Annotated in this window: 10 protein-coding genes, 2 tRNA genes, 2 pseudogenes and 1 CRISPR repeat array (1 of these 15 running past the window's edge); of the genes and pseudogenes, 13 read left to right on the plus strand and 1 reads right to left on the minus strand. The window is 50.7% G+C overall.

Annotated elements, in window-relative coordinates; genetic code table 11:
- A CRISPR array of direct repeats spans positions 1-6,225; the repeat unit is 33 nt; unit sequence GTCGCACCTCGTTTGAGGTGCGTGGATTGAAAT; it begins 4,941 nt to the left of the window's first position.
- A 602-nt stretch (positions 6,226-6,827) separates the two neighbouring features.
- Positions 6,828-7,658: a metallophosphoesterase gene (locus tag ACYVSB_RS12025; RefSeq protein ID WP_125596963.1), complete on the plus strand. Its 831-nt coding sequence runs from the start codon at positions 6,828-6,830 to the stop codon at positions 7,656-7,658.
- Between the two features lie 233 nt (positions 7,659-7,891).
- On the opposite strand, the gene ACYVSB_RS12030 is transcribed toward ACYVSB_RS12025, so the two are convergent.
- Entirely contained in the window at positions 7,892-8,725 is an 834-nt protein-coding gene (locus ACYVSB_RS12030) for a hypothetical protein (RefSeq protein ID WP_461219577.1), read from the minus strand.
- 698 nt (positions 8,726-9,423) lie between these two features.
- On the opposite strand from ACYVSB_RS12030, the gene ACYVSB_RS12035 reads away from it, so the two are divergent.
- The 12 genes and pseudogenes from ACYVSB_RS12035 (at position 9,424) to ACYVSB_RS12090 (ending at position 26,267) form a co-directional block, all read left to right on the plus strand.
- A tRNA-Tyr gene (locus ACYVSB_RS12035) sits at positions 9,424-9,504 on the plus strand.
- A gap of 9 nt (positions 9,505-9,513) precedes the next feature.
- Positions 9,514-9,585 (plus strand) — tRNA-Gln (locus ACYVSB_RS12040).
- Positions 9,586-9,896: 311 nt separating this feature from the next.
- A pseudogene (locus tag ACYVSB_RS12045) lies at positions 9,897-10,820 on the plus strand (glycosyltransferase family 2 protein); the annotation flags it as partial.
- Positions 10,821-11,101: 281 nt separating this feature from the next.
- Positions 11,102-13,771, plus strand: coding sequence for a YfhO family protein (locus ACYVSB_RS12050; protein WP_461219578.1), 2,670 nt, complete (start codon positions 11,102-11,104; stop codon positions 13,769-13,771).
- Positions 13,772-13,813: 42 nt separating this feature from the next.
- The gene (locus ACYVSB_RS12055; protein ID WP_461219579.1) at positions 13,814-16,834 is read left to right on the plus strand and encodes an LTA synthase family protein; all 3,021 of its coding nucleotides are present in this window, start codon (positions 13,814-13,816) and stop codon (positions 16,832-16,834) included.
- A 41-nt stretch (positions 16,835-16,875) separates the two neighbouring features.
- Positions 16,876-17,677, plus strand: a pseudogene (gene proC / locus ACYVSB_RS12060) (pyrroline-5-carboxylate reductase).
- Between the two features lie 178 nt (positions 17,678-17,855).
- Positions 17,856-18,971 carry a glycosyltransferase gene (locus tag ACYVSB_RS12065; RefSeq protein ID WP_461219580.1) on the plus strand — a complete coding sequence of 372 codons (1,116 nt, stop codon included), beginning with the start codon at positions 17,856-17,858 and terminating at the stop codon, positions 18,969-18,971.
- 163 nt (positions 18,972-19,134) lie between these two features.
- Positions 19,135-21,027 carry an ABC transporter permease gene (locus tag ACYVSB_RS12070; RefSeq protein WP_461219581.1) on the plus strand — a complete coding sequence of 631 codons (1,893 nt, stop codon included), beginning with the start codon at positions 19,135-19,137 and terminating at the stop codon, positions 21,025-21,027.
- Positions 21,028-21,313: 286 nt separating this feature from the next.
- Positions 21,314-22,408 (plus strand): hypothetical protein, encoded by a 1,095-nt coding sequence (locus ACYVSB_RS12075; RefSeq protein WP_461219582.1) that lies wholly within the window; start codon positions 21,314-21,316, stop codon positions 22,406-22,408.
- Positions 22,409-22,985: 577 nt separating this feature from the next.
- Positions 22,986-24,065 carry an LTA synthase family protein gene (locus tag ACYVSB_RS12080; RefSeq protein WP_461219594.1) on the plus strand — a complete coding sequence of 360 codons (1,080 nt, stop codon included), beginning with the start codon at positions 22,986-22,988 and terminating at the stop codon, positions 24,063-24,065.
- A 339-nt stretch (positions 24,066-24,404) separates the two neighbouring features.
- On the plus strand, positions 24,405-25,547 hold the full coding sequence (gene nagA / locus ACYVSB_RS12085) for an N-acetylglucosamine-6-phosphate deacetylase (protein WP_125596937.1): 1,143 nt from the start codon (positions 24,405-24,407) through the stop codon (positions 25,545-25,547).
- Positions 25,548-25,565: 18 nt separating this feature from the next.
- Positions 25,566-26,267, plus strand: coding sequence for a GntR family transcriptional regulator (locus tag ACYVSB_RS12090; protein WP_461219583.1), 702 nt, complete (start codon positions 25,566-25,568; stop codon positions 26,265-26,267).
- Positions 26,268-26,474: the final 207 nt, after the last annotated feature.

The raw sequence follows: 26,474 nt of genomic DNA on the forward strand, positions 1-26,474 counted from the left end.
GGGTCGCACCTCGTTTGAGGTGCGTGGATTGAAATGCCAGGGTCGCCTTTTTTACCTGTGTCACCGGGTCGCACCTCGTTTGAGGTGCGTGGATTGAAATCCAGCGGATGCATCTGAGTGGGATCAGACGCGGTCGCACCTCGTTTGAGGTGCGTGGATTGAAATTTGATTAATGCTTGGACTGTCGTTAAAGACAAGGTCGCACCTCGTTTGAGGTGCGTGGATTGAAATTTGAGCTCCACCACTTCTTTTTTGCGCTCCTCGTCGCACCTCGTTTGAGGTGCGTGGATTGAAATTCCTTTAATTGTAAAAATTTAGTTAGGTAGTTTGTCGCACCTCGTTTGAGGTGCGTGGATTGAAATATCGTCTTAAAGCTGAATTTGGTAGCGTAGCCGTCGCACCTCGTTTGAGGTGCGTGGATTGAAATTAAACACCGTACAATCGTTGGCAGATAAGGCAACCGTCGCACCTCGTTTGAGGTGCGTGGATTGAAATAAGGATTAAGCCAATGTTCTTAATGCTGTTTGGTCGCACCTCGTTTGAGGTGCGTGGATTGAAATCCACAATAATGAGAGGTAGCAAATAACAAAACAGTCGCACCTCGTTTGAGGTGCGTGGATTGAAATCTGGCGGCTATCAAGTCTTTGAGATTTATGACTGTCGCACCTCGTTTGAGGTGCGTGGATTGAAATGAGTATCGATAACTGAATCAGGAATTGGTTTAGTCGCACCTCGTTTGAGGTGCGTGGATTGAAATAGCGATTTAAGCTTGGACTCGTCAACATCAAGAGTCGCACCTCGTTTGAGGTGCGTGGATTGAAATGGCTTTTTGCTCTTAGGGATAGCTTTGATTGCTGTCGCACCTCGTTTGAGGTGCGTGGATTGAAATTATTCGTGGCGAGTTTACCAAGCCAAGAATCAAGTCGCACCTCGTTTGAGGTGCGTGGATTGAAATGATTCCCGGAATCACAACGCGGTATCGCAAACTGTCGCACCTCGTTTGAGGTGCGTGGATTGAAATGTATCCGTACTGAGGCAGCGTCAATAGACGAAGGTCGCACCTCGTTTGAGGTGCGTGGATTGAAATGGTCAGTGGAAAATCCTGGATCTAGAGTCTAAGTCGCACCTCGTTTGAGGTGCGTGGATTGAAATCGAAAAGGATCAATAGGATTGCCAGAGGTTATGTCGCACCTCGTTTGAGGTGCGTGGATTGAAATGAAACTACCGGCTGGAGGTGTGCACTATGAGCGTCGCACCTCGTTTGAGGTGCGTGGATTGAAATATACAATCCCCATCACTTCCAAACCATGAAAATTGTCGCACCTCGTTTGAGGTGCGTGGATTGAAATTTTCTTTCGCTCCTCGTAAAGCTCGTGGAGCTCGTCGCACCTCGTTTGAGGTGCGTGGATTGAAATAACGATCGTAACTGTTTCCATTCTCGCGAGTGGTCGCACCTCGTTTGAGGTGCGTGGATTGAAATGTTCTATCACAGTCCTTGTGATTGACCATTGGCAGTCGCACCTCGTTTGAGGTGCGTGGATTGAAATCGGCAAAATCCTATAAGGAAATGGCCCACCAAGTCGCACCTCGTTTGAGGTGCGTGGATTGAAATAACTAATTGGGCAGTCCTACACACCGCAAGATCGTCGCACCTCGTTTGAGGTGCGTGGATTGAAATTATCTCCGGGCCAAGGGACACTCGATGGAGCCCGTCGCACCTCGTTTGAGGTGCGTGGATTGAAATAAGAATGGAAGGACGTGACAATCGCCGACAACGTCGCACCTCGTTTGAGGTGCGTGGATTGAAATATAGTTTGAGATAATGTAGTACACGGTCAGCGGGTCGCACCTCGTTTGAGGTGCGTGGATTGAAATGACTTGTACCGGACTAGACGCATTGGCAACACTGTCGCACCTCGTTTGAGGTGCGTGGATTGAAATATTTATTGCGGACAGCGTACCCCAATTACAGGCGTCGCACCTCGTTTGAGGTGCGTGGATTGAAATAGATGACGACTCAGACTCAGGACAGCCGGGGGAGTCGCACCTCGTTTGAGGTGCGTGGATTGAAATGATTTGTACCGGACTAGACGCATTGGCAACACTGTCGCACCTCGTTTGAGGTGCGTGGATTGAAATACCTATATTGCCGACCTAAGCGGTTCCCAAGGGTCGCACCTCGTTTGAGGTGCGTGGATTGAAATGTCCAAATCATAGGTTGAGACATCTCTTTCGAGTCGCACCTCGTTTGAGGTGCGTGGATTGAAATTTTTTTGCGCTCCTCGTAAAGCTCTTGAAGCTCGTCGCACCTCGTTTGAGGTGCGTGGATTGAAATCATCGGCAGACACAGTAATCTGGTCACCAACTTGTCGCACCTCGTTTGAGGTGCGTGGATTGAAATAAGCGCAAGTGAGGCGTTTCCCTGAAAACCAGTGGTCGCACCTCGTTTGAGGTGCGTGGATTGAAATAAATGTTGTGAATGGCATTCGGAATGGCTTCAGTCGCACCTCGTTTGAGGTGCGTGGATTGAAATGCAAGAAGGCACGCGAGCAAGGATGGCATTTAGTCGCACCTCGTTTGAGGTGCGTGGATTGAAATCGCTTTAGCACTTTTTGCCAAGACGTCCGGCATGTCGCACCTCGTTTGAGGTGCGTGGATTGAAATATCATCTTAAAGCTGAATTTGGTAGCGTAGCTGTCGCACCTCGTTTGAGGTGCGTGGATTGAAATTTATAGCCGGCTTCACGTGCATTCACAACGCTCTGGTCGCACCTCGTTTGAGGTGCGTGGATTGAAATCTGGCGCGACATGAACCACCGTGCCTTCAACATGTCGCACCTCGTTTGAGGTGCGTGGATTGAAATCTTTTGCCATATCACGTAGCACCCCTCCTTTAAGTCGCACCTCGTTTGAGGTGCGTGGATTGAAATTTTTGTAGCGAGAGATAAAGCCTTGTTGCTTGCTGTCGCACCTCGTTTGAGGTGCGTGGATTGAAATATTCAGCAGTTCAGCAACCTAAGTAAACAACTAAGTCGCACCTCGTTTGAGGTGCGTGGATTGAAATCTTCAGGCAAACGGCTTCCCACGGGCTAGAATGGTCGCACCTCGTTTGAGGTGCGTGGATTGAAATCGATGTTTCTATTGCGTTGTAGGCGCTGTACAGTCGCACCTCGTTTGAGGTGCGTGGATTGAAATACTGCTGTCATTTTTCAATCTGCTCCAGTTTAGTCGCACCTCGTTTGAGGTGCGTGGATTGAAATATGGCCCGTTCCCCATCAATCATAATACCCACGTCGCACCTCGTTTGAGGTGCGTGGATTGAAATCCACAATAATGAGAGGTAGCAAATAACAAAACGTCGCACCTCGTTTGAGGTGCGTGGATTGAAATTGCCATAATATTTCCCCATTCTTGCTAATCTTTGTCGCACCTCGTTTGAGGTGCGTGGATTGAAATTGAGAGTCACAGGAGAAGACGGTGAATCATATGGTCGCACCTCGTTTGAGGTGCGTGGATTGAAATCAAAATAAACATTCCCTTGGCTGTCAACCGTCGTCGCACCTCGTTTGAGGTGCGTGGATTGAAATTACAACAAAACACAGACTGATGAAAAAGATGCGTCGCACCTCGTTTGAGGTGCGTGGATTGAAATTGGTAGAATACTCATTTAATAAAACCTCTTTTGTCGCACCTCGTTTGAGGTGCGTGGATTGAAATGGTGAACAACGAATAATATTCGATTACCCTTGGTCGCACCTCGTTTGAGGTGCGTGGATTGAAATACTGGCCGACTCATCAAGACTAACACCATTAAGTCGCACCTCGTTTGAGGTGCGTGGATTGAAATTGCGAACTGATCACCGAAACCACCATTATTTTAGTCGCACCTCGTTTGAGGTGCGTGGATTGAAATGTCAGGAATGACAACGTGAGCTGGGTTCTTTTGGTCGCACCTCGTTTGAGGTGCGTGGATTGAAATAGAAACAATCAATCGTCAGCTCAAGCTGCACGGTCGCACCTCGTTTGAGGTGCGTGGATTGAAATAAACACGCAGCACAACGTTGGCTGAACTTGACCGTCGCACCTCGTTTGAGGTGCGTGGATTGAAATGACTACTGTGGTGACGGTTGACAGTCAAGGGAATGGTCGCACCTCGTTTGAGGTGCGTGGATTGAAATCACCCATGTAGATGCTGGACGAGTTACCGGTACCGTCGCACCTCGTTTGAGGTGCGTGGATTGAAATAAAAAAACTGGTGATCTAGCAATTTGTGGCGAAAGTCGCACCTCGTTTGAGGTGCGTGGATTGAAATAATAACGGAGGCAGTTACGTTCATGACGTCGCCCGTCGCACCTCGTTTGAGGTGCGTGGATTGAAATCGATCGGCGCGGGTGATCATGCGCAGCGCATCGAGTCGCACCTCGTTTGAGGTGCGTGGATTGAAATCAGAATCCAGCCTAGTCTGCATCAAGCGTTTACGTCGCACCTCGTTTGAGGTGCGTGGATTGAAATTCCCTAATGGCTGCATTAATCGGTCGGTGAACAGTCGCACCTCGTTTGAGGTGCGTGGATTGAAATGGCTAAAGCATCGTATTGCCAGGTTACTACTTTGTCGCACCTCGTTTGAGGTGCGTGGATTGAAATTTCCCTTGGCCACCAGTCGCCAGGGACTTGATGTCGCACCTCGTTTGAGGTGCGTGGATTGAAATCTGCCGTTGCCGTCGTTGCCGCCGTGGTAGCCTTGTCGCACCTCGTTTGAGGTGCGTGGATTGAAATTAAAACGGATTAGCTGATGCAATTTTAATCTGTGTCGCACCTCGTTTGAGGTGCGTGGATTGAAATAAAGCACGCAAAGTGATGAACATTGGCAACGTGTCGCACCTCGTTTGAGGTGCGTGGATTGAAATAAATGAGACCAACAACAATGAAATTGGAGGACGTCGCACCTCGTTTGAGGTGCGTGGATTGAAATAGTTGCTCGCCAGTGGCGTGTAACCGTATGAAAGGTCGCACCTCGTTTGAGGTGCGTGGATTGAAATTTAACACGAGTAATGGCGCTAACTAGCGGAGAAGGTCGCACCTCGTTTGAGGTGCGTGGATTGAAATGGGGAAAAAACGTTGACTTTGACGACGAAATGCGTCGCACCTCGTTTGAGGTGCGTGGATTGAAATAACCTGGCAAAAAGTCTCGCAGGTCACTTCCGCAGTCGCACCTCGTTTGAGGTGCGTGGATTGAAATAAAACTATGATGATTAAAGCGATAACGGCTAGTGTCGCACCTCGTTTGAGGTGCGTGGATTGAAATTTGGGTTCTTGTCATATGGTTTAACTTTGTCGAGTCGCACCTCGTTTGAGGTGCGTGGATTGAAATATTCTCCATCCGCGTTTTGCCGGCAAAGGGGTCGTCGCACCTCGTTTGAGGTGCGTGGATTGAAATAGTAAAGGCATTACAGCCAATACAAAAAAATCAGGTCGCACCTCGTTTGAGGTGCGTGGATTGAAATAATCAGAGAATTGGCAATTAAACTTAATATTAGTCGCACCTCGTTTGAGGTGCGTGGATTGAAATTCTAAATATCTTGAAATCCTCGTAAAACTATATGGTCGCACCTCGTTTGAGGTGCGTGGATTGAAATAGGCAGTCAGCGAAAACGGCCAGGCGGTCACCGTCGCACCTCGTTTGAGGTGCGTGGATTGAAATAGACCATACTCTGGCTATCAAGGCTTATCACAGTCGCACCTCGTTTGAGGTGCGTGGATTGAAATGTTGAGCTAGCTGAATATAACCTTTGTAGCCAGTCGCACCTCGTTTGAGGTGCGTGGATTGAAATTTGCTGGTCATTGAATGCATTATTCTTGTATAATGTCGCACCTCGTTTGAGGTGCGTGGATTGAAATCGCCGGTGTGTTAACTAAATTACAAAATCAAAGTCGCACCTCGTTTGAGGTGCGTGGATTGAAATCGCACGACCGTCGGCAGTGATCGGCACCCTGAGTCGCACCTCGTTTGAGGTGCGTGGATTGAAATACCGTTGCGTGCCAGAATCGTCTGCTGCTCGGCAGTCGCACCTCGTTTGAGGTGCGTGGATTGAAATCTACCACCGCTCATCATCCGCCCACTGATTACGTCGCACCTCGTTTGAGGTGCGTGGATTGAAATACTCGAGCCGCACTGTCGTTAGCCGCAAGCGAAGTCGCACCTCGTTTGAGGTGCGTGGATTGAAATCGGATGCACTAAAGGAGCCAATCTCGGCCAGTGGTCGCACCTCCTACAAACCAGGATAGGTTGTAGGCAACCCGATCGTGGTGTATACTAAGGGAAGTCCTTTTCAACTCTTGGACTACCTTACAGCCGACAGAAATGTCGGTTTTTTATTTGCAAATTTATTTTATAAACTCAGTATTCCCCGCGTATGCGGGGGTTGATCCTGAAGCAGCCAAATTTTGCAACGATACGACTTGGTATTACCTGCACCTCGTTTGAGGTGCGTGGATTGAAACGAAATGATACTATTAATAAAGTTACTTGCTACACCTCTCCGTCTCGTCTGCGCTTCGTCTATGCTGAACCCCCTTAGTGTTGGCATGGTGCTAATCGAAATCCGGTCGCGCTTCCTTAGAGCAGTTAGCGTCGAGATTTGTCACGAAGCCCCTGTGCCTGTCGGAGCTAGGGTAGCGCTCTTCAGATTTTGTGACCGAAGTGAGCCGGGTGCATGGACCATAGATTGTAATTCTTTAAAAATTGAGGATTCATGCTCGAGATCCTGATGAATGTCGATTGGAGGGCTCGCTCAACTTCTCAAATGCCATTAAAAAGGAGGTTCACCCATGAAAATCGCCATCTCTAGTGATGAACACTTGGATATCAATCGGCAGGATGTCACGGAGCTGGTTCCGCGGCAGGCCGAGTTTTTGCAGGCGGCGGGGGTCGACTACTATTTGATGACGGGCGATTTGTTTAATGATTTTACTCATAGCTTGGCCTATGTGGAGCGGTTGCAGCGTGAATTGGCGCCACGGACGCAGGTTTATTTTGTGGCGGGGAATCATGATATGCTGGCGGGGGTCACTTATGAGGAGTTGGAGCAGCCGGAATTGATCGGGCCGAATTATTTGCATCGCCGGGTGATCCATTTGCCCGGGACGCGCGTCAGTTTGGTGGGGAATAACGGCTGGTATGACTATTCATTGGCGGATTCGTTGGCCACGGCGCGGACGCCAGCGGAGTTCGCACGTTGGAAGTCGGCTTATTGGATCGATCGCCGGATCAAAATGCCCCTGTCAGATCAGGAGCGCATGGCCACCGTGTTGACGCAGACGCAAGCCGATCTAGCGCGAGCGCGGGTTGGCGGGGATCAGCTGCTTTTTCTGACTCATTTCGTGCCCCGGCGGGATTTTATTTTCGATCAGTTGGACCATCCGCGTTGGCAAAATGTCAATGGGATGTTGGGTAGTCAGAAATTAGGTCAGCTTTTGGCGGATGAACAGGTGGAGCGGGTCGCGTTTGGTCATTTACATACGCGTCATTTACCGGTGACCTTAGCAGGAACGACCTATTATCATGCGCCAGTTGGTTACGGATTGCGCCGCTTGAATGAATGGCGTGAAGCTAACTTTTGGCAAGAATGGTGTCGAGATTTGGCCGTTATAACGTTATGATCGCGGTGAGCTGGTCATCCATCAATCTGCTAACACGGTGTTCTGGGTCCCGTGCTACGGTTGGCTTGGCAGGATTGGTCGTGAGAGCGATCGGCGGCCAGCAGCGAAAAAGGGTCATGCACGGCTAGGCAGTTGCTTCAAAACCAGCCAGTCAACGAGAAAACGCCAACCGGCGCTACACCGTTTTATAACGGTGGGCCGATTGGCGTTTTTCAGCAAATCAAGTGGATTATTTAGCTGTTGGTGCTGGGATCTTTGTAGTTTTCCATGTCAGATTCTTTGATGGTGCTCCGGCCATCAGCGCGGGCGTTAAGGATGGCGTTGGCGATGTCAACGTTGCTCCAGCTGCCGGCATTGACGCCTTGGCTTTCTAATTGCTTCCGGGCAGCGGCGATGTCGGCGCTGGTGACCTTGCCGTCAGCGATGGCTCCTTTGCCGTCGGGTTGGCTGGAGCTACTGGAACTGGATGAGCCGTCGCTGTCTTGATCGTCGTCGCTATCATCGTCGGCGCTGGTCAGGATCGAAACCTTGGATTTCAACAGGCCAATGGTCTCTTGTTCAAAGGGGCTCTGGCTTAGAGCACTTTGACCGAGCAGTTTATCGATCGCGGCCAAAGCCTTGTCGTAATCCTTGTCGTTAATTTCTTTGGCAATCTCGACCTTGGCTTTGTCAAGGTCATTGTAGGTGCTCTTGACGCTCTTCAACTCAGCTTGCAGATCGCTTTTAGCTGTTTTGATCTCGTCCAAGGTTTTCTCAGTCTTGATTTTGTCTAAGGCCGTTTTAGCTGCGGAGAATTTGAAAGCTTTGATCTTGCGGTCGGCCTTGGCCAAATCCTGCGCCTGTTGCTGGTACTTCTGGCTGGTTGCGGTACTTTTGACGGTGGCCGCGGAGTTAAAGTAAGCAACAGCTTGCTCGTATTCCTCATCGCTCAGTGCTTGCTTGCCCTTTTTCGTCAAGCTCTGGGCCTGTTCTTGGTCGCTAACTGCATCTTGTTGCTTGTTGCAGGCCGCCAATGTTAGCAACGCGATCGGTAAGACTAACAGGACCCGCCAATTTCTTTTCTTCATCATAGTACTCCCTCCACCACGATTATTTTATACTTTGATTAGCTTGATTATACCATGCTTTCGGACCGGGCAACAATTGCAGAAGTGATCCATTAAGCAAAAATTAAGCGTTACCAGCAAATCGCCTGGGTGACTGGTCATGATATCGGTGCTTATTGCCGAAGCCCCCTGGTCCGACGAAAAATGGCGCGAATTTCAAGGATGAGCAAAAACGCGTTAGCAAGCGAGGTGCTGCGGCCAAATTGTGTTCGAGTCGCGGTTATTCGGGCCTTGTCGTTTAAAAAATCGACTTGGAGGCTCGATTTGAAGGGTCGGTTTGACGGATCGACTTGGAGTCTCACCTTGAAGAATCGGTTTGAAGAATCATTTTGGAGGCTCACTTTGAAGAATCATTTTGAAGAATCATTTTGAAGAATCATCTTAAAGGATCATCTTGAAGAATCATTTTGAGAAATCATCCTAAAGAATCATCTCAAAGAATCATCGCAAAGTCTCTTTATGAGAAATCAGCCGGAAGAACCAGCGAAGCAACCGCTGGAGGGGCCGGAAATGGCGGGTATCAAACTTGTGCGATGGCAATGACGCCGGCTTGTCCCAGCGATCCGGAAAGTCCTGAAAAAAAGATATGGCGAAAGTCTTGAAAAATGATTGGTTTTTAGGTAAGATATTAAAGTTGGCTGTTGAACGATAGTCACGATGGAGGAGTAGCGAAGTGGCTAAACGCGGCGGACTGTAAATCCGCTCCTTCGGGTTCGGTGGTTCGAATCCACTCTCCTCCATATTTTTATTGGGTTATAGCCAAGCGGTAAGGCAACGGACTTTGACTCCGTTATGCGCTGGTTCGAATCCAGCTAACCCAATCTATCATGATTTGATCAAGGCGATTCCTCTGGGGAATCGCTTTTTTGATTTCTCTTGGTCAAATGGGGTGGGGGATTTTCGGGTTATGCTTCGGGCTATGCTTCAGGCGGTGCTTCGGGTTATGCTTTGGGCTACGCTTCGGGCGGTGCTTTAGGCGGTGCTGTCGGCGCGGGGGCTGAGTGGTGGTCAGGGTAAATTCGGTTTGATTTTGCGGCGGTTCATGGGATAATGGGAGCAGTGAACTTAGTAAAATAATCTGAATAACTTAAGGATGTGAAGCGCGGAGGCTCCCAGGGAGTTTTCGTCAGAGATGAAATTATCGATCATTGTGCCTTGTTATAATGAGGAAGAGGCCTTGCCTTATTACTTCGCGGCAATGGAAAAGTTGCGGCCCCAATTGCCCTTGAGTTTCGAATATATTTTCGTCAATGATGGTTCGCGTGACGGCACCTTGCTGTATTTGCGCCAGTTGGCGGTCCAAAATCCGGAAACGGTCCATTACGTGTCTTTCTCGCGTAATTTCGGGAAAGAGGCGGGCTTGTACGCGGGGTTACAGCGCGCCACAGGGGATTATGTGACGATCATGGATGCGGATCTGCAGGATCCACCGGAATTATTACTGGAAATGTACCGCAAAATTCAGGATCCGGAGATCGACTGTGTGGGAACGCGTCGGGTGACGCGGGCAGGTGAGCCGCCGATCCGTAGTTTCTTTGCCCGGGCGTTCTATCGGTTAATGAATCGGATCGGGCAAACGCCGATCGTTGATGGTGCGCGGGATTATCGCTTGATGACCCGGCAAATGGTTGACGCGATCTTGGAGTTGACCGAGTATAATCGCTTCTCTAAAGGGTTGTTCTCTTGGGTCGGCTTTCGCACGGAATATTTGGAGTATGAGAATGTGCAACGCGTCGCTGGGCAAACGAGCTGGAACTTTTGGAAGTTGTTTTCCTATTCGATCGATGGCATCGTGAATTTCTCCGATGCGCCGCTGAATATTGCTTCGTTTGTTGGCGCTGCTAGTTGTTTGGGGGCGTTGATCGCCTTGATCGTGATCGTGATCCGCACGCTGGCTTACGGCGACCCTACCACTGGTTGGCCGTCAATGGTTTCGATCCTGCTGCTGGTCGGGGGCACGCAACTGCTGTGTCTGGGCATTATTGGCAAGTATATTGGCAAAATTTTCCTCGAAACCAAGAAGCGCCCACAGTATATCGTCCGTGAAGATGAACGTCTTTACGCGCGGCAGCACGCGGCGACCCAAGTCCCACAAGACGAGCCAGCCGCGACTAAAGAAACACCAACCAAGCCCACGCTCGATCAGAAATGAGTGGAAACCCAGAACTAGTCAAAACGCCGACTGCGCAAGTCGGCGTTTTTTTGGTGGCGTTGAGCCGGTGATCTGAATTTCGTTGGTATTTTTCCCTTTTGCCAGTCTCTCAGTAGCAAAAAGCGTTGGTTGTTGGCGGAAGTTGTGCTAATCTTGAGAAAGAAGAGAAGTTGGGAGTAGATCGGATGTTACGAACAAATCAGTTTCAACAACGGCAGTCAGCAGGCGAGCGGCGGCAAACGACTCGGCTGATGTTCGGCGCTTTTGGCTTGACGATGTTGCTTTACTTCATTGCGACGGCACTCAGTGGGCAAAATGCCTTTCTCGGTGGTTCGATTCTATCAAATGATCTGAGTCAGCAATATTTATCGCTGTTTGCCTATTATCGGAAGGTTTGGCAAGGGCAGGCGACGATCGGCTATTCGTTTTCCAGCGGGTTAGGTGGCAGCATGGCCGGCGATTGGGCTTACTATTTGCTGAGTCCCTTTAATTTGATCTTATTGCTGTTCCCCCAGGCGCAGTTGCCCTTGGGGTTATACGTGGTGATCATGCTGAAATTGGGGAGTGCTAGTCTGGCCTTCACTTACATGGCACGGCGTTGTTACCCGCAATTGCAGGCGCTGCAATTGTGGTCCTTAGCGGTGGCATACAGCTTGATGGGCTTTGTGGTGGTCTACTATCTGCATTTGCTCTGGTTGGATGCGTTGATCTGCTTGCCGCTGATCGTTTGGGGGTTGCGGCGGCTGACGTGGGACGGTTCGCCGCTGACTTACCTGTTCTGGCTGGCAGCCGCACTGATCACCAACTATTACATGGGCTTCATGCTGTGTATTTTCTCGGTGTTGATGTTCCTGTATTTCGGCTTGTTGGATTGGGCTAAAATCCAGCGAAAATTGCGGGTGATCGTTAATTTCGTGGGCGCCTCGATCCTAGCTGGCGGATTGGCCGCCTTTGTGCTGATTCCCACGTGGCAGAATTTGACCGGTGGTAAGTTTAAGCTGACCGAGACGCATTTGTCCACGGAGCGATTGGGCTCATGGCAATTCTTCTCGAAGTTTGTGGTGGGAAATAATTCCAATCATTATCCCAACTTATTTATCGGGACTTTTGCGTTGTTGCTGTTTATTCTATTCTTCTTGAATCAGCGGATCGGGTGGCGGGAGAAGCTGATCACCTTGGGGCTGACCTTGCTGCTAGGCAGCGGCTTGATGTTTGAACCGATCTATTTGCTTTGGCATGGGTTCCAACCGCCGATCAGTTTCCCGTATCGGTTTGCTTATCTCTTATCATTTTGGCTCCTTTTCGTCGCGGCTCGGGCTTGGCAGGCGGGTCTAGAGCCACTGACACGCTGGCAAGGATTCACGTTGGTGGGGCTTGGGGTCGTTTACACTGGGTATTTCTTCTGGCGGCGGCACAACTTTAGCGCCATTTCGGCCACACGCTTGGCCTGGGGCTTATGCGTGCTCTTGGCCGGGGTCGCATTGTTGTTCTGGCTCCAAAAACGCCAACCAACTTGGGCCTACGCGGGGATACTGGTGTTGACCTGTCTGGATCTGGGCCTGAATATGGTGCTGATCCAACGGACGGTGCACACGGATAGTGGCACGGTTTATCGCCAGTACGCGACCGAGTTGGGCGATGAGATCGACCAGATCAAGGCCGACGCTGGCAATCAGACCCAGTTTTATCGGATCGACAAGAATTTCATGCGGGCCCACGACCGCGGCGATGCCTATCAACATAGCTATCATGGCGCGTCGTTGTACACCTCGAATATTGCGGCTGTCGTCCCGGAATTTTATCAAAAATTAGGGCTACCTGGCTTCGGCTATACCGTGGCCTACACCAATGGGACCAAGCTGACAGACGCGCTCTTGGGGATCCGTTATTTCATTGACGATCCGCAAACTCAGTCACAGTCAAAAACAGGTGTGGATTATTATGGGGTGCGGACTGATTTGACCAGTGAGCCGATCATCGCCAAGAACGGCACCCGGGTCACTTATCGCAACGACCAGGCCTTGGGCTTAGGCTTTGCGGCGGCGGGCATCGCTGCCTTACCCACAACGACAGCCAGTGCCCCTTTGGCCAATCAGAATCGCTTGTTCCAAGAATTGACGGGGAGTCAGGAGCAGCCTTTAAGTCTGCTCAAGCGTAGTTCGTTGCGGCTGCGGAATCTGACCGCGACCACGGCGTCTGGGGTGACCACCTTGACCAAGGAGCGGGCAGGGGCGGCTGCCAGTTTGACCACCAGTTATCAGGGGCTGCCGGCCGAAACGAGTTATTATTTGTCCGTCGACCAGCATTTCCGACCTAGTGTCAGTGATTTTTACGTTAATGGGAAGAAAATTGATTTCTTCCCGGTGGCGGTGCAGCCACTGGTTTTAGGCGTCAAACCGGTCAACGGGCGGATCACGATCAAAATCAAGTTGAAAACCGATCAGTTGAATTATCGGGCGCTGGACTTGGCGCGCTTTGAAGCGAACGTTTTCGCCCAGGGTTGGCAACGGCTGCAACAACGGCAGTGGCAACTCAGTGAGTTCTCGGATACCAAGGTAGTAGGAACGATCACGACCACGGCGGCCCAGCCGAACTTCTTGACTACGATTCCCACTGTCAAGGGCTGGCAGGCACAGGTGGATGGTCAAACGGTGCCGTTACAAACAGGCTTGGGGACCTTCATCGCCTTGAAGCTCAAGCCCGGCCGACACCGAATCACTTTGACTTATCAGGTGCCAGGATTACGGCGGGGACTTTGGGTATCACTGCTCAGTCTGTTGCTGGTCTTAGCTTGGTGGGGTTGGCGGTACTGGCGTAGTCGTCAAACCGCGCACCGTAATCTGCTAGGCCATTAGTCGCTGCAATTTATCATGAAGAAAATATAGGTAGGGATCACTTTGCAAAGCAAAAAAATTTCACGAGCGATTTGGACCAGCTTGATCTTGGTCGGACTGACGGTGTTTTATTTTATCGGCTTTGGTCCGTCTGGTGTTTATGTTTATCATTTGAATCAAACCACGATAACCTTGGGGTGGTTGGCAGGCACGACCTTGAAATACGCCTTGACGATCGGCTGGATCTGGGCACTGCTGTGGGTCTTGACCACGGGACCGTCACTTTACTTACGGGATAGTCTGCGAGGTTGGTGGCTCCTTTGGGCAGGTGGCCTGCTTCTGCTGTTTGGCGCGGTAGCCAGTCAGGTCAGCTTCACGTGGACCAACTTGTACGACCAGCTATTTCTGATCAGTCGCAACCAATTTCCGTTTATCACGGGGTTGTTGCTGTACAGCCTAGTCCAACCCTATTTTCGAAAAATCGCCGGCTCACTGCAGGTCACTTGGATCCTAGGCGCCGTACTTTGTTTGCCGGTTGTCGCTGGGCGCGATCTTTGGGGGTTCGGCACGATTTTGACGTCGTGGACGGCCATTCTGGTGCTGGGCCTTTTAAGCGAGGTGTTGCGACAACGGCCGCGGCTGTTCACCAAACTATGGTGGTGGCTAGGCGGCGTCGGAGTGGCTTACTTGTTGGTGTTAGTCGCTGCTTGGATCAATCCAACACGGGGCTTTGACCCTAACTTGGTGACCAAACGTTGGCTGGCCCCCTTGTCGCCGCTGACGCTGATCACGGCTTTAGTTCTGGCGCAGGTGCTGCAACAGTGGTTCCGGTTGCGCCCGGCAGTGGCTGCCCAACCAGGCGCGGCCGGGTTCGGGGCACGTCTATGGCACCGCACTGGCAAACTGGCGGTCTTGATCGCCATGTTGGGCCTGGGAAGTTCTGCCTATGCGAAATTTTCCTGGCAGTTATTCACGGGCATGCGGGACTGGCTCAGTCCGTTGTTTCACGCGCTTTGGGTCCCGGTGGCGGCGCTGATCATTACATTGGCCCTCTTGCTGGGTTGTTTCGTGTTGGCTTGGTTACTGCAGCGGCATCAGCTGTGGCAGTGGAGCGAAACGCATGGCTTGGTCGATCTCGCTTCAGGGTTGACTGCGTTGACCCATCATTACCGGCAGTGGTTGCCCCAACTTTGGCACAAACTCCAGCGGCCGGTGTTGGCTGGGGTGATTTTGTACGTGGTCCAAACGGGTTCGACTTTGGCGATGAACCGTTCTTGGCGGACCGTCGAGAACATTGTCCGTCCCAATGACAGTGTCCTAGCCAAAACGTTGATCAGCAATTTCCCCCAAATGGTCATGGGCACGGTTTTGTTGCTGGCGGTTTATTGGGTGCTCTTAAGCCTGACCAACCGTTATTGGTTGTCCCTTTTAACAGTTGCCAGTTGCGACATTTTGTTCACGATCGCCAATGTTCTGAAAATCAAAAGCCGCAATGAACCGATCATTCCGGCGGACCTGGCGGAGTTGAAGTCGTTCTCGTCTTTGATCGAAATGATCGGACAAGGGACATTTATCGCCATTATTTTGGTAATCGTGGGTCTGATCGGGGTGATGATCCTGATCGAACATCGCTCCACTAGCGCCCACCAGAACTGGCGTGTGCGCGTGGTGAAATTGGTGGTGGCCGGCAGCTTCTTGTTCTCGCTGACGCAATTGCATCATCCCAATTCGTTAGGGCTGGCCTTGGTCCAAACCATGGGTGGGGATACGCAGTCGATGAATCTTCTGATGCACGCCCAAAACAATGGCCCCCTTTTGACCTATTTGAATCAAATGGATATCAAGGTGATGACCACGCCGAAAGATTACTCACAGGCGACGATCAAGGCCCTGATCAAGAAGTACCAGCAGCGCGCGGCGGCACTCAATCAGACCCGGACCAACAATGTCAGCGATCAAACCTTCCTCTTCAATCTCTCGGAAAGTTTCTCCGATCCGCGGCGGATCACTGGCCTGAAGTTGAATCGCGACCCGATCCCAACGATTGAGCGCTTGAAGCAGACCGCTACAGGTGGTCAAATGATGAGCTTTGGTTATGGCGGCGGCACGGCTGATATGGAGTACATGTCCTTGACCGGGATCTCCATGGGTAATTTCGACGCGACCATGCGCACGCCCTTCACCCAACTGGTGACTGGGTTGCCTAGTGCGCCTTCGATCGGCGACTATTTCGGTTATGCCTCGGCCCTGCATCCTTACCAAGGTGGATTCTACAATCGCAAGGCTGTCTATCAGAAATTCGGCTTCAACAAGTTCGCTTTTCTCGGCAGTCAATATCAGATCTACGACCAGAAGAAGATCGGCACCTCACCATACTTATCTGACGAGACTGCCTATGATAATGCCCTGCGGCAAATCAAAGCGCAGCAAAACGGGCAGTTCATCAATTTGATCAGTATCCAGAATCACATGCCTTTTACCCCGGATTATTACCCCGATCACGATTACGTGGTCTCAGGCACCGGCTTCACCAAAGCGAACAAGACGGCGATCGAGCATTATACGCAAGGGCTGGCCTATACCGACGCCGCCGTGAAAAAATTCCAAAAGCAACTGGATCAGTTGGCCAAGCCCGTGATCTGGGTGTTCTATGGCGATCATTTGGCCGGATTGTATAACAGTTCCAATCAAGTTCAGATGCACGCGACTGATTATTTCGTTTATGCTAATAAGTACGCTCGCGAGCATGGCGCGGTCAGCAAATTGACCAAGCACACCAATTATGTCGGCACCAACGACTTCATCGCCCTGGCTTTTGAACAGGCCAATGCGAAAGTCGATCCGATCATCGCTTTATTGACGGATGTGCAGCAGCAGTTACCTGCCCAATGGGAGAAGACGGCCAATTCGGATACCAGCGCGGTTTACGGCACCCAATTTGTCGACCAAATGGGCAACCTCTTAGGTTATCCCGAATTAACGAAGAAACAACGCGAGATTTTCCATGATTACCAGCTATTGCAATATGACATTACGGCAGGAAAACAGTATAGCCTGAAATTGGTCAAGTCGGCGAAGAACTAACCGGCGATCGTTCAAGTCGACCCAGAAAGGCGGGCTCGTTTTTGAAACTTGGATTTATTGGGGCTGGACACATGGCTCAAGCGATTATTTTAGGTTTGCTCGGTCAAGGCATCTTGACGCCAGACGAAATTCTGATCCACAGCGCTCATCCGGAACATTATCAGCCTTTCGCGCAAGCACACGGGCTGCAGGACAAAGCAGATAATCAAGGCGGTGGTTGCGGCGGCCGACTTGGTGATCTTGGCAGTCAAGCCGAGTCAGGCCTCGGCGGTGCTGGCGCCGCTAGTACCACGATTGCAGCAGCAACAACGGCCCGTCTTGTCCCTGTTATCCGGCGTTAGTTTGGCGGATCTGGCGGCTATAGTGGGCGACCAGATCCCATTGGTCCGGGTGATGCCCAATTTGAACGTGCAGATCGGCGCTGGACTGACCGCATTGGCCGCAAACCAGGCTGCGCAGGCGACGGTTTTGCCTGCGGTCACGCAACTCTTTGCGGGGATCGGGACAACGCTGGCTCTACCCGAGGCCGATTTCAGTACGTTTGTGGCGCTGGCAGGAAGTGCACCGGCTTTTGCGTATTTGTTCATGGACGCTTTGGCCCACGCTGGGGTCAAATATGGCTTGACGAAGGCGCAGGCACTGGCGATCGTTAGTCAAATGACCGTTGGTAGCGCCCAGATGATCCAGCAAGCGGACCAGGCACCTTGGTCGTTGATCGATGCGGTCGCTTCACCTGGCGGCACAACGATCGCGGGGGTGTTGGCGTTACAAGCTGGTGGGTTCGAAACGGCCCTGACCCAGGCGGTTGATGCGGTCATTGCCAAGGATCAGGCGGCAAAATAGGGCGAGCTGGGGCAGCGGTTGCTAAGTTTATTTGATTTTTTTAACATTGGATCGGGGAGAAGGCGCCTTTTATTCCTGTTCCTTTTTAGCTGGTTTATGCGTATAATAGGACAATGTGCACGTTTGGCAAAGTCGGCTAAGATTAGCCTGCGTTAAGCATATTGGAGGAGTTCATAACATGGAGAAGACCACCACACAATTTGATGTTGAGCAAACCGAGCTACGCACATTACCTTTTGTGGGCATCGTGATCCCGGCACTGGATCCGGATCAGCGTTTGTTGACGTTACTTCAGCAATTATTACAGTTAGATCAATTAACGAAAAGAATCGTTGTCGTCGATGATGGCAGTGCCAGTTCAGCGATTTTCGATCAAATCGAGGCAATGGCTGAACGTCAGGTCGTTGTGTTACATCACGAACAGAATCAGGGCAAGGGTGCGGCTTTAAAAACGGCCTTTCAATATTTTCTGGCCCAAAAACCGCAACCACAGGGCATTGCGACTTTGGACGCGGATGGTCAACATACCGTGACAGCCTTACTGGATTGCTTGAAAATGTTTGGGCAGTTTCCCCATGATTTGATCTTGGGTACCCGCCAATTCACGCAAGAGATCCCGTTCCGCAGCCGCTTTGGCAATGTCTTGACCAATGGGATCGTGCGGCTACTGACTCGGATCCCGGTCTCCGATACGCAAACGGGGTTACGGGTCATTCCCATCGATTATGTTCGGGAGCTGGTTGATTTTCCGGGACAACGCTTTGAGTTTGAATTCGATATGTTGTTACGGGCGCGTGAATTTGGGATCGTGCTGCGGGAACAACCCATTCCTACGATTTATTTGGACGGCAACGCTTCTTCCCATTTCCGGGTGATCCGGGACTCGATCTCGATTTATTCTCGTTTTCTGAAATTCTCCGCCAGTGGGTTGATTTCCTTCGTGGTGGATATTAGTCTTTTTGCGCTGATCTCCGCGTGGCTGGGCAATCGGAGCTTCAGGGGCATCATGGTTGCCACGATCGGCGCCCGCTTATTGTCGGCGGTGGTCAATTACGCGCTGAATCATCGGATCGTCTTCGATAACGCGGGCCAGCAGACCCTGCTCAAATATGGGGCGCTGTTTCTGGGGCAGATGTTGCTCTCAGGGATCCTGACCAGTGGTTTTACCACCCTGCTCCCAGGTCATGGCGAGTTTACCTCTGTCTTAGCAAAAATGATCGTCGATCTGGGGTTGTTCCTCTTAAGTTACTATTTGCAGAAGAACTATATTTTTAAAGAGCGGCAACGTGATTGAACCGGGTCAGTCTGTTGGCGGCTCGTTTCCCACGATCTGATCGTGGGCATTCTTTGGTTGGACGGTTGGATCTTCCGGGCACGCACCAGTTTGGTGGGGGCAGAGCCAATGGCGCTGAGCAAAGATCTGGGGCACTGATAGGTATCAAGAAGATGAGGTGAGCGTGTTGAATTGGTTAGGACTGGTGGCGATCCTAGGGGCTTGGGTCGGTTATCAATGGCTGTTCCGCTTGGGCGGCGTTGATTTCTATGCATCATGGATCGTGGCGCTGTTGGCGCAAGTGGTGACGATTTACATCTTTGCCATGCTGGATCATTTGCGTTTGGGCATTTATCTGGTAGTGGGCTTGGGGGTTTTGGCGACGGTGGTCTTACTTCCGTTGGCCTTGCTGCACAAGATCAAGCTCTTTTCGAAAGATGTTCATTTGTTTGACTTGTGGATGGTCGTCTTCGGCGTGGTGATCGCGGTTATTTTGTTGCACAGTCCTGTGCTTCATTATGATAATTATTCGCACTGGGCCTTGATCGCCAAGTTCCTGACTTACACCGGGCATTTACCAGGCGCGACTGATAAAATCATTGCGTTCACCTCATATCCGCCGGCGACCGCTTTGTGGATGACGGAATGGGCGACGCTGATCGGCTATCACGATGGCGTGATCTTAGTGGCGCAGTTCAGCATGATCTGGAGTGCGTCATACGCATTATTTGCGGTCTTGCGTGACCGCTCGCGGGCGTTGACGACCATGGTCCTCTGCTTTGCGATTTCGTTGGCCAATGTGTTCAATACCACGATCCGGTTCAACAATCTGCTGGTGGATTATGTTTTGCCGATCGTAACGGCGGCTGGACTGGCCGCTTTATATGCCCATCGGGAGCAGCCTCGCTGGCAATGGGTGATCTTGGCCTTGTTTAGCGCAAACTTGTTGCTGATCAAAAACTCGGGCACTTTTTTCGTGGTCGTCTTGGTCGGTTATGGGCTGTATCTCAATCTTAAACGTTTGCGTGGTCAAGGTGGGCAGCAGCATCTGCTAGATTTGTTGGCGTTTGGCGCGGCTGTTGTTTCCGGGGTATTGCCATTTCTGTGGTGGCAGCGTCATGTGAAGCTGACTTTCACCAGTTCCACCAAACATCAGATTGATTTTCAAGCCTATCTCCAGCGGCTGCATCGTGAAAACGACGGGACTTTGAACAAGATCGCCGCGAAGTTCTTCCATGTCTTGGCCGATCCGACTACTTTGGCCGCCCGGGGGATGATCTTGGTCAGTGTCAGTCTCTTGCTTGCTTGGATCTTGGTCCGCTACCTGGGGAAACATCGGAATCCCTTACTCAAATTATTGATCGTGATCGATCTCGGCTACTTCTTGTACGCGCTGAGTGTGTTGGGCATGTATCTCGTTTCCATGCCACCGATCGAGGCGCTCAACCTGGCTGGCCTGGCCCGTTATTTGGCCAGTGCCGTGGTCTTGAGTCTCTTCGTGGCCGCAATGGGCCTAGCCGCGGTCATCGATGATGTGATGTGCGACCGGGGAAACCGGGAAACAGACCAGGAACCGTCTACGCCGCCGCGGCGACGGTCCCGGCCAACCAATTCTGGAATAGCCGCGCGGGCGTATAAACCGCTGAGCTTTAGTTTGTTGGCTTTGTCGGTCATGATGATGCTGGGCGAGGTCAATGAACTTGACCACATCAAGGCAACCGGTCAGTCCACGATCCCTGTTCAGTTAACGAAGATCGCACAGCCGCGCACGAAACTGACCAAGGATAATTTCCTGCTTATTTATCCGGATCCCTGGGTGGTGGTCAACTATTATGCCGGTTATGTCGGGCGCTATTATTATTTTACTGATCAAGTTGTCAATAAACAGAAATTTCCCATGGATCCCGCCGGCTTCAAGGCGATGATCCAGCAGTATGATTACATCGCGGTGCCGAAAGCACACGCAGACTTCAGTAAATTAGTGGCTGAGGTCTATGGCCAAAAGGTGAACGTTGGTTTGTTCCGCGTGACCGCCACTGGTCTGCGGTTGATCAAGGCCCAAGCCTCAACTTATTAGGGCTGATCAGGCCAATGTCCAGCCAATTGCGCGGCTACCCCGTTAAGGGTGCGCCTTCAAATCAGAGTACAGGATCTCAAGTCATTGACTTGGGCTCCTGTTTTTTCATGCCGTCATTTTTCGGGCATTTGCGTGTGATTTTATGCGAAGGACTAGATATCAATCGCAGATGAACTTGTGGAAAAAGACACTTTCCCCGCAAAAAGGCCTAATTTTATGATATACTTGCTCTTTAGTTAAATGAGATTCTAATTAAAATTGATTTTGGATAGATGGAGTCGGGAAGATGAGTGCAATCAAGTCGTTTCTTAAGAATAAATCAGTCTGGTTGGTGGCCGCTTTCGTGTATGCGTTGGGACAAGCGCAGCGCTTTCGCAGTTGGGAATATTTAGGGACTTTCTCATTGCGCAATCTGATCATGTTGGTACTACACAGTTTTCAGCCGCTATTTCTCTATGGGTTGGTTTTTCTGACCTTGAGTTTCTTGCGGCGATCGGCGGAAAAACGGGTACAACATGGCGCGGCCTTTCTAAGCTCAAGTTATCTCTATTTCGGTTTGATCACCGCCGCGACCTTTGGGATGAACTTCTTACCGGTGCCGTCGAAAAAGCTGTTTGCTAATTATCTGCCATTTATTCATAATAGTTTGCCGATCATCTTCGCTTTACTAGTGCTGTTTGCCTTAGGACCAACGCTATTCCGTGGTTTGCGGCGTTTGAGCTTGGCCAATGAAACGGGGTTGGTCATCGGTGGCGGGATCTTCGTGATGCTGGCCACTTACGCCAATTATTTTATCGGTTGGGCCAATCAGCCTTGGGGGCAAAACTGGTTGGTTGTGGTTATTTATGCAGCGATCTTCTATGATTGGCTCAAGCGCCAAGCACATCCTGATCGACTACTGGCCTATTTGACGTTGGGGACCGGGCTGTTCACGGCGGTGCTGTTGTTGACCGGGGTCAATCGGTTCCAATTGGCTTATGGCAGTCTCGATGTTGTCGCGCAACCGTTGATCATGGTTTTGCTGGCTTGGCTGGTCTTGATCATGGAACGGGGCGAGCTGACCTGTGACTTGCGGGGCTTATTGCGGCTAAGCGGGTTGATCATTGCCACCAATTATTTGGGCTTATTGCAAAATATCATCACCTTCCATTGGCCGATCTCGGGCAAAGCAGGGGGGGGCCAATTTGCTGGGCAATCTGGCTGGTTATGCGGTCGTTATCCTGTTGGCCGGGGGCTTGGTGCAATTTCTTGTGGAGCAGGTCAGTCAAGGTTGGCATGCTCGCGGGTGGCAGTCGCGGCGGGTCAATCTGGCCGCGGGGGCCTTCATGGCCGGGCTCTTGAATGGGCTGATGACCCTCTCGAATTATGTGGGGATCGATAAGAGTTCCTTCAACCTGATGTACAGCGCCGGTGAGCGACCATTGATCATCCTGTTGAATTGGGTGCTACTGTTCGGTTTCTTCTTGATCTTGCAGATGCTGATCAACCGACCAATGGTCCCTTTGGCAGTGTACACGTTGATTTTTGGCACGTTTACGCTGGCTAACTTCCTGAAGATGATCGACCGTAAGGAACCGATTTTGCCGATCGAATTGGTCAATTTGACCAATTTGCCCGCCCTGATGAAAATGATCGATCGCAAGATCCTGGTTCTCGCTGTGGTCGCGATCGCGCTGTCTGTGGTGCTGTTGGTCTTTTTGATTCGGTACTTTAAGAAGCAACGGCTCTTCAAATTACCGGCGCGGATCGTTAGCAGCGTTTTAGTCCTAGGTTTGAGTGCGGCCACGGTTTATTTACCGCAAGAGTACGGCAACTTCTTTAGTTATCATGCCCAGGACAGTCCCGCCAAGACAATCTTGGACACGTTGGGCTACCATAACTCACCGCAACGGCCGTTATCCTATTTCCTTTTCAACGGTGAGGCGTTCAGCTTCTTAGGCATGTCGCGGATCAAGGTCATGGATGAACCTGAAGGCTACTCCGAGAAAGCCATCGATCAGTTGTTGACCAAGTATCAGAAGCAGGCAGACCAATTGAATCAGCAGCGCAAAAATGAGCTGAAGGATCAAACCGTGATCTATGTGCTCAGTGAGACCTTCGCCGATCCCGAACGGATGCCGACGGTGGAGATCGACCGCGATCCGATCCCGAAGATCCAGCGGTTGATGGCGAAGAATGCCAGCGGGGTGATCAACAGCTTTGGTTATGGCGGCGGCACGGCTGACATTGAGTTTGAGGCCTTGACCAGCTTGTCCATGAATAATTTCGCCCCTAGTTTGACGGTGCCTTACGTTTATCTCGTGCCCAAGATGACCTACATCCCTTCGGTGCTCAATGACTTCGAGAAGAAGATCGCGATCCACCCTTACACCCCTTATATTTACAGTCGGACCCGGGCCTTTGCTGATCTAGGGTTTGACCAATTTTATAACACTGAAAGTACCACCGATCGGCTGACCTATCGGAAGAAGATCCAGGATTCCGAATACATTTCTGACGCTTCGGCCTACGCGGAGACGCTCAAGCACTTGAAGACGGCGCCGGAATCCACCTTCATCCAGTTATCCACAATGCAAAATCATATGCCTTATGATAGCAAGTATAAGAACACGTACACCACGACGAGCAAGCTGAAGAAATCCGCCAACAAAGCGCTGGAAACCTATGTTCAGGGCCTTTCCTTCACGGATGACGCCACCGCAGATTTCATCAAGACCATTTCCAAAATGGACCGGAAAATCACCGTGGTCTTTTATGGGGATCATAACCCCAGCGTTTACGATTACCAAAGCAGTTACCAGCTGCCTAGTAGTTATAAGCGGACGATGTACAATTCCGATTATTTCATCTACAGTAATTTCACGCGCAAGCAGGTCAGCCCCAGTGCCGTGGTCAGTCCGGTCAATTTCACGCCGATGGTCTTGGCGCAAACGAAGAGTAAAGTTTCGCCGTATAACGCGATGTTAACGCAGGTTTGGCAAGAGCTGCCAGCTGGCGAACGGGGCAAGTTTATGACGACGAAGAAGGAATTGACCTAGGCCGAATTATCCAAGCAGCAAAAGGCGCTCCTCCATGATTACCAACTGATCCAATACGATATTACTGCTGGCAAGCAATACACGCTGAAACACAAGAAGCAATTTTATCAAGTAGCGAAATAAGCCGCAACTGACCCGCATCGCTTGATCAGTACCAAGATTCCATCCTTAAATCGGCATCAGCGAGCAACTGTTTTCCCTGAGATTCTCTCTTGACTTTTCATTGTTGGGCGATTGTTTTTCCCAAGAAGTTAGGTAAGAAAAAGGGTGAAGACGGTTGCTTTTTTGGTCTATACCACCTATACTGAAGGATGGATAGAATAATAAGGAGATGTCTTTATGGGTGCAAAAGTCTTAAAGCATGCAAAAATCTATACAGGGGATCAAGTCATCGATGATGGCTACATTCGCTTCGATCAACAGATCTTAGCAGTCGGTCCCGTTTACGAATATGTGGCGCAAGCCGGCGATGAGGTCAAGAATGTTCAAGGTTTGACGATCGTGCCGGGATTCATTGACGTTCATGCCCATGGCGGCTACGGATACGACGCGATGGATGGTGATCCTGAACAAATCGACACCATGGCTACGAAAATGATGCGCAATGAAGGGGTCACCACTTTGTTCGCGACCACCATGACCCAATCCAATGATAATATCGCTCACGCTATGCGCGGTGTCAAAGCGGCGGCGGCGAAGAACCCGATCATTCAGGGTGTGCATTTGGAAGGTCCGTTTATTTCCGCGATTTACAAAGGCGCGCAACCAGAACAATATATCAAAGATCCAAACACTGAATTGTTAGGCGAATGGAACGAACTGTCTGGCGGGTTGGTCAAATTGATCACTTACGCGCCAGAAGATGAGGGCGCGGCGGCCTTTGAAGATTACTGCTTGGCTAATGGCATCGTGCCATCAGTTGGTCATAGTAACGCGACCCGGGAACAATTGCTGAATAGCAAAGCGACCCACGTGACGCATTTGTACAACGCGCAACGGGAATTCAAACATCGCCAACCAGGGGTGACTGGACACGCGATGCTGGAAGATAACATGCGCGCAGAATTGATTTGCGATGGGTTCCACATTGTTCCGGACATGATTCGCTTAGCTTTCGATCAAAAAGGTCCTGAACGGATCGAACTAGTCACCGACTCCATGCGTTCCAAAGGCATGCCAGAAGGTGAAAGCGAATTAGGTGGCCAGAAGGTTTTCGTTAAAGACAAGCAAGCACGTTTGGCTGACGGCACCTTGGCTGGTTCTGTTTTGCAGTTTATTGACGCATTCAAGAATATTCAACGCTTTACCGGTTGCTCCATGTATGAAGCTGTTTTGATGAGTAGTGTCAATCAAGCCGAGGAATTCCACTTGGATTCTAAAGGCTTGTTGGCAGCAGGTCGCGACGCTGACTTGAACCTCCTCGATCAAAATCTAGACTTGCAAGCAACTTACAGTTACGGCACTGAATATCATCCTGAATAGAAGATCGAGGTGGCCTCAGTGGATTCTCCAGTCTATATTAAGATTCACAACCAATTAAAAAGAGATATCGAGTCGGGGATTTGGAAAGTTGGCGACCGGATCCCTTCGGAGCGGGCGCTTTCCGTTCAATTTCAAGTTAGCCGGATGACTTTGCGCCAAGCCTTACAAACGCTGGTCGAAGAAGGCATCTTGGAACGTCGCGTGGGCGCGGGCACTTTTGTCGCGCGGCAAAAGGTCCAAGAGAAAATGTCCGGAACCACCAGTTTCACGGAACTGATGCGGTCGCAAGGCAAGTTTCCATCCAGCCAAACCATCTCCTATCGAACCGTCAGCCCCTCTTTGAGCGAGCAGGAACGGCTTAGCTTGGGTGAAAATGACAAGGTCGTTCGGATGGAGCGGATCCGGTTAGCTGACAGTTTGCCGATTTGTTTCGAGGTTGCGACGATCCCCGCCGACATGGTTAAGAATTTTAGTCGGGCGGAGGTCACTGAGTCCTTCTATGCAACCATGGAGCAAAAGGGTGGTTACATTATCGGCCAAGCCAAGCAGACGATCACCGCGACCTTGGCTTCGGAAAGTATCGCTGATTATTTGAACCTGAAGCGCGGCGACGCGATCTTGCGCCTGCGTCAGATCACTTATTTAAGTGATGGTCGACCGTTCGAGTATGTTCGCACCCAATATGCTGGTCAACGCTTCGAATTCTTCTTGGAACGCTGATGTCAACCTGGTTGTTCTTGTGCTGACAGAGCGTATGTTCAGACGAGGACCGGTTCGGGCACGGTTACACAGCTACAGAGATGTTTTAAGAAATAAGCTTGATTGTCGTTTGCGGCTGGCAAGCAAGCTTTTTTTATGTCGTCAGTTGTCAGGGTTGCCCTCTAATAAAGTTGCTGTATAAAATGAGAGCTACTTCGCCGACATCCT

The sequence above is a fragment of the Lapidilactobacillus salsurivasis genome (assembly GCF_054785215.1).